Origin of the sequence: Citrobacter sp. CtB7.12, from assembly GCF_001297795.1 — a bacterium.
In the GTDB taxonomy this organism is placed as follows: Bacteria; Pseudomonadota; Gammaproteobacteria; order Enterobacterales; family Enterobacteriaceae; genus Citrobacter_A; species Citrobacter_A amalonaticus.
This window is the reverse complement of sequence record NZ_LIFT01000022.1, coordinates 1-13,681: the sequence shown is the minus strand read 5'-3', so window position 1 is coordinate 13,681 and position 13,681 is coordinate 1. Positions and strand designations below refer to the sequence as shown.

The window sequence follows — 13,681 nt, the reverse complement described above, 5'->3', positions numbered from 1 at the left end:
CATTACTTTGCGTTATATGCGCTAACGGCCTCGGCAACGACATCGCTGTTGATATCCAGCCCGGAAATCTGGGCCAGCGCAGTCTGTGGGCCTTTCTCGGCGATCAGCGCGGCCAGCTCCTGCGCCTGCGGATCGTCTTCGCTACGGAAGTGCATCGCGGCAGCAATCCCTTTGACCAGGTTAGCGTGCGGCAAATGGTATTCCAGCGTACCCAGCAACGGTTTGATTAAACGGTCACCCGCGCTCAGTTTACGCAGCGGCTGGCGACCAACGCGCTCAACGTCATCTTTCAGATACGGGTTTTCAAAACGACCGAGGATTTTCTGAATGTATGCCGCATGCTTGTCGGCATCAAAACCGTAGCGTTTGATCAGCACCGCGCCGCTCTCTTCCATTGCCCCTTTGACCACTGCGCGGATTTTCTCGTCGAGAATCGCGTCGCGGATGGTCTGATGACCGGTCAATTTTCCGAGGTACGCGGTTATAGCATGCCCGGTGTTCAGCGTGAAGAGTTTACGTTCGACAAATGCCATCAGGTTATCAGTTAATTCCATTCCCGGGATGTTCGGCAGCTCGCCTTTGAACTGGGTCTGGTCAACGATCCACTCGCTGAAGGTTTCGACAGTCACTTCCAGCGGGTCGTGGGTCGCAGAGGCTGACGGCGGCACGATGCGGTCAACGGCGGAATCCACGAAGCCGACATGGGTGTCAACCCAGGCTTTGTCGTCTTCAGCCAGCGCGTTCAGCACATGACCTTTCAGTTGAGTGGTGCCTCGTACCATATTTTCACAGGCGATGATGTTCAGCGGGGTGGTGATCCCTTGCGCTTTGCGTTTGACCAGGCCTTTGGCGATGGCCGGAGCGATGCGCTCCAGCACGACCGGGCCAACGGCCGTGGTGACCAGGTCAACCTGGGCGATCAGCTCAACAACATCATCGCCAATGCTGCTTACCGCATTGACGCCAGTCACGGTATCCACCTGCTCATTTTCACCCACAACGTGAACCTGGTAGCTATGACGGGCATTCAGGGCGTCGAGCACGACCTGATTTACATCAGCGAATGTCAGTTGTATCCCCGCGTCCGCCAGCAGTTTGCCGATAAAGCCACGACCGATATTACCTGCGCCAAAATGTAATGCTTTCATAGTAGTAACCTTCATTAATGTTTTTACCCGAGAGGGCTGGGGTGAGGGGTTATCTGTTGCTCCCTCACCCAAACCCTCTCCGCAAAGGAGAGGATTGGGTCGGCCCGATAAGCGCAGTGTCACCGGGCCTCGGGGTTTACTTACGACCTGCCAGCAGCGCCAGCACTTCATCAACGCTGGTGGTGTTAGCCAGGCGTTCGATGACGGATTCGTCATCCAGCGCGTTGGTCAGGCTGGTAATCACCTGAATGTGCTCGTTGTTGCGAGCGGCGATACCGATCACCAGACGGGCGATGTCGTCGTCTTCTTCACCGAAACGAACGCCTTGCGGATACTGGCAGAACACGACGCCGGTTTTCAGTACGCGGTCTTTCGCTTCAACGGTACCGTGCGGAACGGCGATAGACTCACCCAGATAGGTTGGGGTCAGTTTCTCACGTTCCAGCATCGCATCGACATATTCTGGCTCAACATAACCGCCTTTCACCAACTGCTCACCGGCGAAGCGAATCGCTTCTTCTTTGGTCGTTGCCGTACGTCCGAGGAAGATATTCTCCGCACCCAGTTTGAACAGGTTGTTATCCCCTTCGTCAAAGCTGTCTTTCAGGCTGTCGCGGACTTTGACTTCATTGTCAGTGTGGCGCTGAGCGGCAACCAGACGCTCGGTCAGGCTGGAGTACAGGCCGCTGTCGAGGAAGTTGGTCAGCGAAATATGCTGCGCCTGCGGAACCTGACGCATTGCACGTTCGGTGAGATCGCGGTGAGTGATGACCAGGTCAACATCCGGCGGCAGGTTGTTAATCGCGCTGTTGGTGACCGAGATCTGGCTCAGACCGGCATCCTGCACTTTCTTACGCAGTACGCCGGCGCCCATTGCGCTGGAACCCATACCGGCATCACAGGCAACGATGATTTTACGCACGTGGCTCAGGTCGTTGGTGACATCGCCAGCAGACAGCGGAGTACCGCCTTTGGATTCTGCTTTCATGTCATGCATACGGCGGGTCGCCGCTTCAATGTCATCGTCTTCTTTCACTTTGCTGGTTTTCAGCAGAATGGCAGAGACAACGAAGGAGACCGCCATCGCCGCACAGATTGCCGCGATGTTAGCGAAGTAGGCGCCTTTTGGCGTCATCGCCAGCACTGCCAGGATTGAACCCGGAGAAGCCGGAGAAACCAGACCGCCATTCAGGAGAGTCAGCGTAAACACACCCGTCATACCGCCGAGGATAACGGCGAGGATCAGACGCGGGTTCATCAGCACATACGGGAAGTAAATTTCGTGGATACCGCCCAGGAAGTGGATGATTGCCGCACCGCCTGCAGACTGTTTAGCGCTACCGCGACCAAAGAACATGTACGCCAGCAGAACACCCATCCCCGGACCCGGGTTGGCTTCAATCAGGAAGAAGATGGATTTACCCAACTCATGGGACTGCTGAATACCCAGAGGTGAGAAGATACCGTGGTTGATAGCGTTGTTCAGGAACAGGATTTTCGCTGGTTCAACGAAGATAGACGCCAGCGGCAGCATGTCATGGACAACCATGAAGTTAACGCCTGCAGCCAACACTTTCGACAGAACTTCAACTGCTGGACCAATGCCGAGGAATGCCAGAATGGCGAGGATCATACCGATGATGCCAGCGGAGAAGTTATTCACCAGCATCTCAAAACCGGATTTGATCTTACCGTCTACCCAACCATCGAAATGTTTGATTGCCCAGCCGCCCAGAGGACCGGCGATCATTGCACCGAGGAACATCGGCATGTCTGCGCCGACGATCACGCCCATGGTGGTGATTGCGCCCACCACGCCGCCGCGTTCGCCACCCACCAGTCTACCGCCGGTATAACCGATCAGCAGCGGCAGGAGATAGGTGATCATTGGGCCAACCAGCTTCGCCAGCGTTTCGTTTGGCAACCACCCTGTCGGAATAAATAGTGCAGTGATAATACCCCACGCGATAAACGCGCCGATATTTGGCATCACCATATTGCTGAGGAATCGACCAAAGCTTTGCACCTTGATCTTAATATCGGATGACATAAAAACACCCCTTCTTATGTTTGCTATCGCGCAGGCTGGAAGCCCGAGGTTTTGTTAATGTAGCGGCAGAGGTAGCCGGACCCTGTAGATACTGCGAAATCTGGCACTGAATCGTTAAGCTGTCCAGTCAGCGACCTTTAATGTGATTTGTGTCACATAAATATAGGGGGTAGGGAGGTAATTGATGTGACATTAATCACAAAAATGCTGTGTAAAAAAACAACAAACCGTCGTTCTGAACCATTAATGGCATTAATTTGTGATGTAATTCACGTTTTATATTTGGCTATTTGTTGAATGTTTGTGATCTGAATCACAAGAAATATTCATCCAGATTTGTCCCGATGTGATCCTGGGCAGATTCCTCTCGTTGTCACTTGGCCTGATGTCATTAAATAACCATCTGGCGTGAAAAATAGTCTTTGGCGTGATGGCGAAAATGCATAACTCCCATTATGTTCAAATCATCAGCCAAATTGCATTCGGCTGCCTGCAATAAAAACTCAAATGGGCGTGAAGTCGAGGCGGATATGTTTCTAAATTATTTCGCGTTAGGTGTGCTGATTTTCGTCTTTCTGGTGATTTTTTACGGCGTTATTGCCATCCATGATATCCCCTATTTAATTGCGAAGAAACGCAACCACCCGCATGCCGATGCTATTCATACCGCAGGCTGGGTGAGTCTGTTTACGCTCCATGTGATCTGGCCGTTTTTGTGGATTTGGGCAACCCTCTACCAACCGGAACGCGGCTGGGGGATGCATAATCACATCACGTCGCCGGGACAAGATCCTGATCCTGAAATTGCCGCGTTATCTGCGCGTATTACACAACTCGAGAAAAAACTGGCCGAAGTTAACACGGCTGACAATACGACGTTTCCGGAGAGTTAATCATGGATCTGTTGATTGTATTAACCTACGTCGCGCTGGCGTGGGCAGTCTTCAAAATATTCCGCATACCGGTGAATCAATGGACGCTGGCGACGGCGGCATTAGGCGGTGTATTTCTGGTCAGCGGCCTGATCCTGTTAATGAACTATAACCATCCGTATACCTTTACTGCGCAAAAAGCCGTTATTTCCATTCCTGTTACGCCGCAGGTTACCGGAATTGTCAGCGAGGTGACGGATAAAAATAACCAACTGATTAAAAAGGGTGAAGTGCTATTTAAACTCGACCCGGTTCGCTATCAGGCGCGCGTGGACAGGTTACAGGCCGATCTGGTGACCGCCACGCATAATATCCAGACGCTGAAAGCCCAGCTCTCAGAAGCGCAGGCTAATACGACGCGGGTCTCTGCGGAGCGCGATCGGCTGTATAAAGATTATCAGCGTTACCTGAAGGGCAGCCAGGCGCGGGTGAACCCCTTCTCAGAAAGCGATATTGATAACGCCCGGCAAAATTATCTGGCGCAGGATGCGCTGGTGAAGGGTTCAGTGGCTGAGCAGGTGCAAATTCAAAGCCAGTTAGACAGCATGGTTAACGGCGAACAGTCGCAGATTGCCAGCCTGAGGGCGCAATTGGCAGAGGCGAAATACAACCTCGAACAGACCATTATTCGCGCGCCCAGCAACGGCTACGTCACCCAGGTGCTGATACGACCCGGTACCTACGCTGCCGCGCTACCGCTGCGTCCGGTGATGGTCTTTATCCCCGAACAAAAGCGGCAGATTGTCGCTCAGTTCCGGCAGAACTCGCTGCTTCGTCTTGAACCCGGCGACGACGCGGAGGTGGTATTTAACGCGCTTCCTGGGCAAGTTTTTCACGGTAAGTTGACCAGCATATTGCCTGTGGTGCCGGGCGGCTCGTATCAGGCTCAGGGAGCATTACAGTCCCTGACGGTGGTGCCCGGGACCGATGGCGTCCTGGCGACGATTGAACTGGACCCGAATGCCGATGTGGATGCGTTACCCGACGGCATCTACGCGCAAGTGGCAGTCTATTCCGACCATTTCGCCCATGTTTCGGTCATGCGTAAGGTGTTACTGCGCATGACCAGTTGGATGCACTACCTTTATTTGGATCATTGAGAACGCCGTCACCTGCCTTTTCCCGCTGCGTGAGCCATACTCATTGTTTTGTGTTGGCGAAAAGGACTGATCATGAAACTCATTGGTAGCTACACCAGCCCGTTTGTACGAAAAATTTCGATCCTGCTGTTGGAAAAAGGCATCACATTCGAATTTGTTAATGAACTGCCCTACAACGCGGAAAATGGCGTCGCGCAGTACAATCCGTTAGGAAAAGTACCGGCGCTGGTGACTGACGATGGGGAGTACTGGTTCGATTCGCCAATTATCGCCGAATACATTGAACTGCTGGATATTGCGCCAGCGATGCTGCCGCGTGAACCGCTGGCCTCGCTGAAAGTCCGTCAACTTGAGGCACTGGCCGATGGGATTATGGACGCCGGTCTGGTGTCGGTGCGCGAGCAGGCACGTCCCGCCGCGCAGCAATCGGAAACCGAACTGTTGCGCCAGCGCGAGAAAATTAACCGCAGTCTGGATGCGCTGGAAGCGTACCTGGTCGACGGGACGATTAAACCTGACACGGTTGATCTGGCGACCATCGCCATTGCCTGCGCGGTGGGCTATCTCAACTTCCGCCGCGTCTCACCGGGCTGGTGCGTGAGCCGACCTCACCTGGTCAAGCTGGTGGAGACGCTGTTTCAGCGCGAGAGTTTTGCCCGCACTGAACCCCCAAAGGCTTGATTCATATTCTGTCCGTCCAGGCAATCTCACGTTACAATCCCCTCTATGTCGATATCCCTCCCCGTTGTGGGGAGGGTCACCAACAGCCAGGCCTTTTCATGACGACCGAAACCCGTTCGCTCTATAGTCAGCTTCCCGCCATTGATCGCTTATTGCGTGAAAGTGAATTTCTTACCCTGCGTGAGACTCACGGGCATACCCGTGTCGTTGATCTGCTTCGTCAATTGCTTGATGAAGCAAGAGAGGTGATACGCGACACGCAGGCGTTGCCAGCGTGGTGTGAAGACTGGGCGCAGGAGGTGAACCTTCGGCTGGAAAAAGAGGCCCAGAGTGCGCTGCGCCCGGTGATTAACCTGACGGGCACGGTGTTACATACCAATCTGGGTCGCGCTTTACAGGCTGAAGAGGCCGTCGCGGCTGTCACGCAGGCCATGCGCTCGCCGGTGACGCTGGAGTATGATCTGGACGGCGCGGGACGCGGGCATCGTGACCGCGCACTGGCGGAATTGCTGTGCCGTATCACCGGCGCGGAAGATGCCTGCATTGTGAATAACAACGCGGCGGCGGTACTGCTGATGCTGGCCGCCACCGCCGCCGGTAAAGAGGTGGTGGTATCACGCGGTGAGCTGGTGGAGATCGGCGGCGCGTTTCGCATCCCGGATGTGATGCGTCAGGCTGGGTGTACGCTACATGAAGTGGGAACCACTAACCGGACGCATGCCGATGACTATCGCCAGGCGGTAAATGAAATCACCGGCCTGCTGATGAAGGTACATACCAGTAATTACAGCATCGAAGGGTTTACCCACTCTGTTGATGAAACGGAGCTGGTCCAGATCGGCCAGGCGCTGGATATTCCTGTTGTGGCCGATCTTGGTAGTGGTTCGCTGGTCGATTTGAGCCAGTACGGCCTGCCGAAAGAGCCAATGCCGCAGCAGTTGATTGCCGCGGGTGTCAGCCTGGTGAGCTTCTCGGGCGACAAGCTATTGGGCGGTCCGCAGGCTGGGATCATCGTCGGTAAGAAAGTGATGATTGCGCAATTGCAGCGTCATCCGCTTAAACGTGCGTTGCGGGCGGATAAAATGACTCTTGCTGCGCTGGAAGCGACGTTGCGTCTGTATCTCCACCCGGAAGCGCTGGCCGAGAAACTGCCGACGCTGCGCCTGTTGACCCGACGCAAAGACGCGATTCAGTCTCAGGCGGAGCGGCTTCTGGCGCCGCTGGCCGCGCACTATGGTGCGGAGTTTGTGGTGAGCGTACAGCCCTGCCTGTCGCAAATCGGCAGTGGCTCTTTACCAGTTGATCGGCTCCCCAGCGCGGCATTAACCTTTACACCGCACGACGGCCGCGGAAGCCGTCTTGAAGCCCTGGCGACCCGCTGGCGTGAGCTACCGGTTCCGGTTATCGGCCGGATTTACGAGGGCCGACTGTGGCTGGATTTACGCTGTCTTGAAGATGAGACCCGGTTTATGGAGATGTTGTTGAAATGATTATTGCGACCGCCGGACATGTCGACCACGGGAAAACGACGCTGCTGCAGGCCATTACCGGCGTGAATGCCGATCGCCTGCCGGAAGAGAAAAAGCGTGGCATGACCATCGACTTGGGCTATGCCTACTGGCCGCAGCCAGACGGGCGCGTGCTGGGCTTTATCGATGTTCCCGGTCACGAGAAGTTTCTCTCAAACATGCTGGCGGGCGTGGGCGGAATCGATCATGCGTTGCTGGTGGTAGCCTGTGACGATGGCGTGATGGCGCAAACGCGCGAACACCTGGCGATCCTGCAATTGACCGGGAATCCGACGCTGACGGTGGCGCTGACCAAAGCCGACCGTGTGGATGATACGCGGGTGCAGGAGGTCCAACAGCAGGTGGAGAATGTCCTGCGCGAGTATGGCTTTGCGCAGGCGACGCTATTTGTGACGGCCGCGAATGAAGGCCGCGGGATTGAGGCGTTACGCGAACATTTGCAGCAACTGCCCGCCCGCGAACACGCCATGAATCAGACGTTCAGACTGGCTATCGATCGTGCCTTTACTGTAAAAGGCGCCGGGCTGGTGGTGACCGGTACTGCGCTGAGCGGTGAAGTAAACGTTGGGGATACGCTGTGGCTGACCGGCGTGAACGCATCTGTGCGCGTGCGCGGACTTCACGCGCAAAACCAGGCGAGTGAGCATGCTCATGCCGGGCAGCGCATCGCGCTGAATATCGTCGGCGATGCTGAAAAGGAGCAGCTTAACCGGGGTGACTGGCTGCTTTCAGACGCCCCGCCTGAGCCGTTCACGCGGGTGATTGTCGCGCTGGAAAGCCACGTCCCGCTTACGCAGTGGCAGCCGCTACATATTCACCATGCGGCGAGTCATGTGACCGGGCGGGTATCGCTGCTGGAAGCTAACCTGGCGGAACTAGTGTTTGATACGCCCCTGCTGCTGGCCGATAACGACCGGCTGGTGCTGCGCGATATCTCCGCGCGCGCGACGCTGGCCGGGGCGCGGGTGGTTGCGCTTAATCCGCCACGTCGCGGCAAACGTAAACCCGAGTATCTGCAATGGTTGGCGTCACTGGCGGCGGCGAAAGATGACGGTGCCGCGCTGGCGGTGCACCTGCAACGCGGTGCGGTCAATCTGCCCGACTTTGCGTGGGCGCGCCAGTTAAATGGCGACGGTATGCGTTCACTCATTCACCAGCATGGATTTATTCAGGCAGGTTACAGCCTGCTGAATGCGGACGTTGCCGCGCGCTGGCAGCGCAAAATCCTCGACACGCTGGCGACTTACCACGAACAACATCGCGATGAGCCTGGTCCGGGGCGCGAACGCCTGCGTCGTATGGCGCTGCCGATGGAAGATGAAGCGCTGGTGCTGTTGTTGATTGAACAAATGCGCGACAGCGGCGATATTCACAGCCACCATGGCTGGTTGCATCTGCCGGATCACAAGGCAGGGTTTACTGACGAACAGCAGGCTACCTGGCTTAAAGCCGCGCCGTTATTTGGTGACGAGCCCTGGTGGGTCCGCGATCTCGCGCGTGAAACCGCGACCGAGGAGCAGACCATGCGTCTGGTGTTGCGGCAGGCGGCGCAGCAGGGGATGATTACGGCGATCGTAAAAGATCGTTACTACCGTAACGATCGCATTGTGGCTTTCGCCAGCATGATCCGCGAACTGGATCAGGAGAAAGGCTCAACCTGCGCGGCGGATTTTCGCGATCGGTTGGGCGTAGGGCGAAAGCTGGCGATTCAGATACTGGAATATTTCGACCGGATTGGCTTTACGCGTCGTCGTGGAAATGATCACCTGTTACGCGATGCGTTATTATTTCCGGCAAAGGAATAATACAATTTATTAAAAATAAGAAAGAATTGACCTAATAAATAGGTTGAGACGAAAAGAGCCCATTAATTTGTAGCCTAATGTGCTCTTTTATTTTTTCATTAAATAAACACCGCTGTGATCATATTTTCTCCTGAGATTCGTTCGTATGCTGCAATCCCTTCAAAAACGATTAAGGATTGAGCATATGGCTGCTTCTACATTTTATATTCCTTCTGTGAATATAATTGGGGCTGATTCATTAAAAGATGCAATGAATGCTATGGTGGAATATGGCTTTCGTCGGACGTTAATTGTCACCGACAGTGTGCTGACGAAATTAGGCATGGCGGGTGATATTCAAAAAGCATTGCAGAAACATGATATTTTCAGCGTCATATTTGATGGTACACACCCTAATCCGACGACAATTAATGTCGCCGACGGCCTGAAGATCCTGAAAGAAAATGATTGTGACAGCGTTATTTCGCTGGGTGGCGGTTCCCCACATGATTGTGCCAAAGGGATTGCGCTGGTGGCCGCCAATGGCGGCGATATTCGCGATTATGAAGGCGTTGATCGCTCGGCAAAACCACAGTTGCCGATGATTGCGATTAACACCACGGCAGGAACCGCCTCTGAAATGACGCGTTTCTGCATCATCACTGACGTTGATCGCCACATCAAAATGGCGATTGTGGATAAACACGTCACGCCACTGCTCTCGGTAAATGACTCTTCGCTGATGATCGGCATGCCAAAATCGCTGACGGCGGCGACCGGCATGGACGCGCTGACCCATGCGATTGAAGCCTATGTTTCTGTAGCCGCCACGCCGATCACGGATGCCTGCGCCCTGAAAGCAATGACCATGATTTCTGATAATCTGGCCGTTGCCGTGGAATCGGGCGGCAATGTGCATGCGCGTGAAGCGATGGCCTATGCGCAGTTCCTGGCGGGGATGGCCTTCAATAACGCGTCATTAGGTTACGTCCACGCGATGGCGCACCAGTTAGGCGGTTTCTATGACCTGCCGCACGGTGTGTGTAATGCCGTCCTGCTGCCACACGTTCAGGTATTCAACAGCCAGGTGGCCGCAGCGCGTCTGCGTGATTGCGCGGCAGCTATGGGGGTTCAAGTTGCAGGGATGACCGACGCCGAAGGCGCAGAAGCCTGTATCGAGGCGATCCGCGCGCTGGCGCAGCAGGTGAATATCCCGGCGGGTCTGCGAGCCCTGGGCGTGAAAGAAGAAGATATTCCGGTGCTGGCGGCTAATGCGTTGAAAGATGCCTGCGGTCTGACTAACCCAATTCAGGCCACGCACGACGAGATTATGGCGATCTATCGTGCGGCGATGTAATTCGTGACCGCTATCGTAAACCTATAAGCGGCTGGCGAGAAAATCGCCAGCCCCGTCTACCCTTGTTATACACCTGGAGCAAGGAGACGATCATGACCAATAACCCTCCCCGTATTCAGCCCGGCGAGTACGGTTTTCCCCTGAAGTTAAAGGCCCGTTACGACAACTTTATCGGTGGTGACTGGGTTGCCCCGAGTGACGGCGAGTATTACCAGAACCTGACGCCCGTCACCGGGCAACTGTTATGCGAAGTGGCTTCTTCCGGTAAAAGGGACATTGACCTGGCGCTCGACGCGGCCCACAAGGTGAAAGACCAGTGGGCGCATACTTCTGTTCAGGATCGGGCGGCGATTCTGTTCAAGATTGCCGACCGTATGGAGCAGAACCTCGAACTGCTGGCGACGGCGGAAACCTGGGATAACGGTAAGCCGATCCGTGAAACCAGCGCGGCGGATGTCCCGCTGGCAATCGACCATTTCCGCTATTTCGCCTCCTGTATTCGCGCCCAGGAGGGCGGGATCAGTGAAGTGGATAGCGACACTGTAGCTTATCACTTCCACGAACCACTCGGCGTGGTCGGACAAATTATCCCGTGGAACTTCCCCTTATTGATGGCGAGCTGGAAAATGGCGCCCGCGCTGGCGGCAGGAAACTGCGTAGTGCTTAAACCTGCCCGCCTGACGCCGCTATCCGTTTTACTGCTGATGGAAGTGATTGGCGATCTCCTCCCGCCTGGCGTGGTGAACGTAGTGAACGGCGCGGGTGGAGAGATTGGCGAGTATCTGGCAACCTCGAAGCGTATTGCTAAAGTGGCATTCACCGGCTCGACGGAAGTCGGGCAGCAGATCATGCAATATGCCACGCAGAATATCATCCCGGTCACTCTGGAGCTGGGCGGGAAATCACCGAACATTTTCTTCGCCGACGTGATGGACGAAGAGGATGCATTTTTCGATAAGGCGCTGGAAGGTTTTGCGCTCTTTGCCTTTAACCAGGGTGAAGTGTGCACTTGTCCGAGCCGCGCGCTGGTGCAGGAATCCATCTACGAACGCTTTATGGAGCGCGCCATTCGCCGCGTAGAAAGCATCCGCAGCGGTAACCCGTTGGACAGCGTGACGCAAATGGGGGCACAGGTCTCTCATGGGCAGATGGAAACTATCCTGAATTACATTGATATCGGTAAGAAAGAAGGGGCGGATGTCCTGACCGGTGGGCGGCGTAAGCAGCTTGAAGGTGAACTGAAAGACGGCTATTACCTCGAGCCGACCATCCTGTCTGGTAAGAATAATATGCGCGTGTTCCAGGAGGAGATCTTTGGCCCGGTACTGGCGGTGACCACGTTCAAAACAATGGACGAGGCGCTTGAGCTAGCCAACGATACCCAGTACGGCCTCGGAGCGGGCGTCTGGAGCCGTAACGGTAACCTGGCGTATAAAATGGGACGCGGTATTCAGGCAGGACGCGTATGGACCAACTGCTACCATGCTTACCCGGCTCATGCGGCCTTTGGTGGCTACAAGCAGTCGGGGATTGGACGCGAAACCCACAAGATGATGCTGGAGCACTATCAGCAGACAAAATGTTTACTGGTGAGCTACTCCGATAAACCGCTGGGACTCTTTTAACTGACCGCGTTATGCCCGATGGCGCTTTTGGACTGACCCCATAAATCTGGACAGTTTATATTAAGCGGCCTTCAGAGCCTGGGCCCGGTACTCTACCGGACTCAGGCCTTTTAGTTTCAGGCTTATCCGCTCGTTGTTGTAGTAACGGATATAATCCTCTATCGCCTTCCTCAGTTCGCTGATATTGCTGAACTGACTCAGGTAAAAACACTCCGATTTCAGCGTCCCGAAGAAGTTTTCCATCACGGCATTATCCAGACAGTTTCCTTTTCGGGACATACTTTGCGTCATGCCCTGCGCCTTTAACTTTGCCTGATAGCCTGCCATCCGATATTGCCAGCCCTGATCTGTGTGCAGCAAGGGGGCGTCGTCTGGTCCGAGCTTTAAGAACGCATCCCGCAGCATGGTATTAACCATCTCCATCACCGGCCTTTCCGACAGGCTGTAGGAGATTATTTCCCGGTTAAAAAGATCGAGTACCGGCGACAGGTACAGCTTTTTACCCTGCAGCGAGAACTCTGTAACATCCGTAACCCATTTTTCATTGGCTTTTGATGCACTGAAGTTCCTGCTCAGGATATTGGGGGCTGCCTTGCCTGTTTCCCCCTTCCATGAGCGGTATTTCTTCGCCCTTATCAGAGACCGGAGCGACAGCTCTGTCATCAGCCGCTGCACGGTTTTATGGTTCACCAGCAGACCCTGCTTTCTCAGCGAAAGCGTGATCCTGCGGTAGCCATAACGGCCTTTGTGCCAGGCGTATATCTCACGGATTTTATCTTTCAGCCCGGCATGCCTGTCCACCTGCTTCAGGGCATTCATATTGTAATACCATGTACTGCGGGACATGCCTGCCGCGCGCAGGAGGTCTCGCAGAGCGTGCTTATGCCTCAGTTCACTGATTATCAGGGCTTGCTGCCGTTTTTTTCGCTCTGAACCAAGGCCTTCAACTTTTTTAGATAGGCATTCTCTGCCCGCAGGTAACGGAGTTCAGCCCGGAGTTCTTCGGGGGAGAGTTTTTCCAGTTCTTTATCTGTAGGGGATGGGGGGATTTTTTGTTTTGTCATTTTTCCAGGCCGTCCGCGTTGAATGTTTAGCAGTCCTTCCGCTCCGGCATCGTTGTACACGCAGACCCAGTGTCGGACAAGCGTTTCTGCAGAGAGATTAAACCGGGCAGCTGCTTCACGCATCGTCAGGTGGTCACGGATAACCGCCCGGACGACGACGAGTTTAAATTCAGCTGAATGATGTTTATTTTTCCCTGACAGCCCTTCCATACCGTGGAGTTGCCACGCCCTGACCCAGCGACGGACGGAAGTTCTTTCAACACCAAAACGGTCGGCTGTACGCTCTTCTCCGTCTTTTCCGGACAAATAATGATTAACCACAGCCAGTTTTGTTTCAGGGGAATATTTTGGCTTTGCCATAAAAAACTGCACCTTACTCAGTTGAGTGTCCAACTTTTGGGGTGCAGTCCA

General features: G+C 54.7%; 10 protein-coding genes. 7 read left to right on the top strand and 3 right to left on the bottom strand.

The window, feature by feature from the left end; all coding sequences use genetic code 11:
- Positions 1-2: 2 nt before the first annotated feature.
- A complete protein-coding gene (gene mtlD / locus AOY24_RS19785; protein WP_042998598.1) occupies positions 3-1,148 on the bottom strand; it encodes a mannitol-1-phosphate 5-dehydrogenase in 1,146 nt (381 codons plus the stop codon).
- 136 nt (positions 1,149-1,284) lie between these two features.
- Positions 1,285-3,198 carry a PTS mannitol transporter subunit IICBA gene (mtlA, locus tag AOY24_RS19780; RefSeq protein ID WP_042998597.1) on the bottom strand — a complete coding sequence of 638 codons (1,914 nt, stop codon included), beginning with the start codon at positions 3,196-3,198 and terminating at the stop codon, positions 1,285-1,287.
- A 530-nt stretch (positions 3,199-3,728) separates the two neighbouring features.
- Between mtlA and AOY24_RS19775 the strand changes: the two genes are divergently transcribed.
- From AOY24_RS19775 to aldB, 7 genes are all read left to right on the top strand, one after another.
- The gene (locus tag AOY24_RS19775; RefSeq protein ID WP_044254559.1) at positions 3,729-4,091 is read left to right on the top strand and encodes a DUF3302 domain-containing protein; all 363 of its coding nucleotides are present in this window, start codon (positions 3,729-3,731) and stop codon (positions 4,089-4,091) included.
- A 2-nt stretch (positions 4,092-4,093) separates the two neighbouring features.
- Entirely contained in the window at positions 4,094-5,230 is a 1,137-nt protein-coding gene (locus AOY24_RS19770; RefSeq protein WP_044254327.1) for an HlyD family secretion protein, read from the top strand.
- 72 nt (positions 5,231-5,302) lie between these two features.
- Positions 5,303-5,911: a glutathione S-transferase gene (locus tag AOY24_RS19765; protein ID WP_042998595.1), complete on the top strand. Its 609-nt coding sequence runs from the start codon at positions 5,303-5,305 to the stop codon at positions 5,909-5,911.
- Positions 5,912-6,009: 98 nt separating this feature from the next.
- Positions 6,010-7,401, top strand: coding sequence for an L-seryl-tRNA(Sec) selenium transferase (gene selA, locus AOY24_RS19760; protein ID WP_054177205.1), 1,392 nt, complete (start codon positions 6,010-6,012; stop codon positions 7,399-7,401).
- Positions 7,398-9,245 carry a selenocysteine-specific translation elongation factor gene (selB, locus tag AOY24_RS19755; protein WP_054177204.1) on the top strand — a complete coding sequence of 616 codons (1,848 nt, stop codon included), beginning with the start codon at positions 7,398-7,400 and terminating at the stop codon, positions 9,243-9,245. The genes selA and selB overlap by 4 nt, the downstream gene beginning before the upstream one ends.
- Before the next feature lie 184 nt (positions 9,246-9,429).
- Positions 9,430-10,581 carry an L-threonine dehydrogenase gene (gene yiaY / locus AOY24_RS19750; protein WP_054177203.1) on the top strand — a complete coding sequence of 384 codons (1,152 nt, stop codon included), beginning with the start codon at positions 9,430-9,432 and terminating at the stop codon, positions 10,579-10,581.
- A gap of 92 nt (positions 10,582-10,673) precedes the next feature.
- Positions 10,674-12,206, top strand: a complete 1,533-nt coding sequence (gene aldB / locus AOY24_RS19745; RefSeq protein ID WP_042998591.1) for an aldehyde dehydrogenase AldB — start codon at positions 10,674-10,676, stop codon at positions 12,204-12,206.
- A 60-nt stretch (positions 12,207-12,266) separates the two neighbouring features.
- Here the strand turns inward: aldB and AOY24_RS25060 are convergent.
- Positions 12,267-13,630, bottom strand: a protein-coding gene (locus AOY24_RS25060) for an IS3 family transposase (protein WP_099433379.1) whose coding sequence is annotated in 2 segments (ribosomal slippage) — positions 12,267-13,162 and positions 13,162-13,630 — 1,365 coding nt in all. Because the reading frame shifts where the segments join, the coding sequence is not laid out codon by codon here.
- Between the last annotated feature and the right edge of the window lie 51 nt (positions 13,631-13,681).

What these genes read in the sequence shown, in the direction of transcription:
- AOY24_RS19770 (WP_044254327.1), top strand. Translation starts at nt 4,094, where the DNA reads ATGGATCTGTTGATTGTATTAACCTACGTCGCGCTGGCGTGGGCAGTC.
- yiaY (WP_054177203.1), top strand. Translation starts at nt 9,430, where the DNA reads ATGGCTGCTTCTACATTTTATATTCCTTCTGTGAATATAATTGGGGCT.
- AOY24_RS19765 (WP_042998595.1), top strand. Translation starts at nt 5,303, where the DNA reads ATGAAACTCATTGGTAGCTACACCAGCCCGTTTGTACGAAAAATTTCG.
- selB (WP_054177204.1), top strand. Translation starts at nt 7,398, where the DNA reads ATGATTATTGCGACCGCCGGACATGTCGACCACGGGAAAACGACGCTG.
- selA (WP_054177205.1), top strand. Translation starts at nt 6,010, where the DNA reads ATGACGACCGAAACCCGTTCGCTCTATAGTCAGCTTCCCGCCATTGAT.
- mtlA (WP_042998597.1), bottom strand. Translation starts at nt 3,198, where the DNA reads ATGTCATCCGATATTAAGATCAAGGTGCAAAGCTTTGGTCGATTCCTC.
- AOY24_RS19775 (WP_044254559.1), top strand. Translation starts at nt 3,729, where the DNA reads ATGTTTCTAAATTATTTCGCGTTAGGTGTGCTGATTTTCGTCTTTCTG.
- mtlD (WP_042998598.1), bottom strand. Translation starts at nt 1,148, where the DNA reads ATGAAAGCATTACATTTTGGCGCAGGTAATATCGGTCGTGGCTTTATC.
- aldB (WP_042998591.1), top strand. Translation starts at nt 10,674, where the DNA reads ATGACCAATAACCCTCCCCGTATTCAGCCCGGCGAGTACGGTTTTCCC.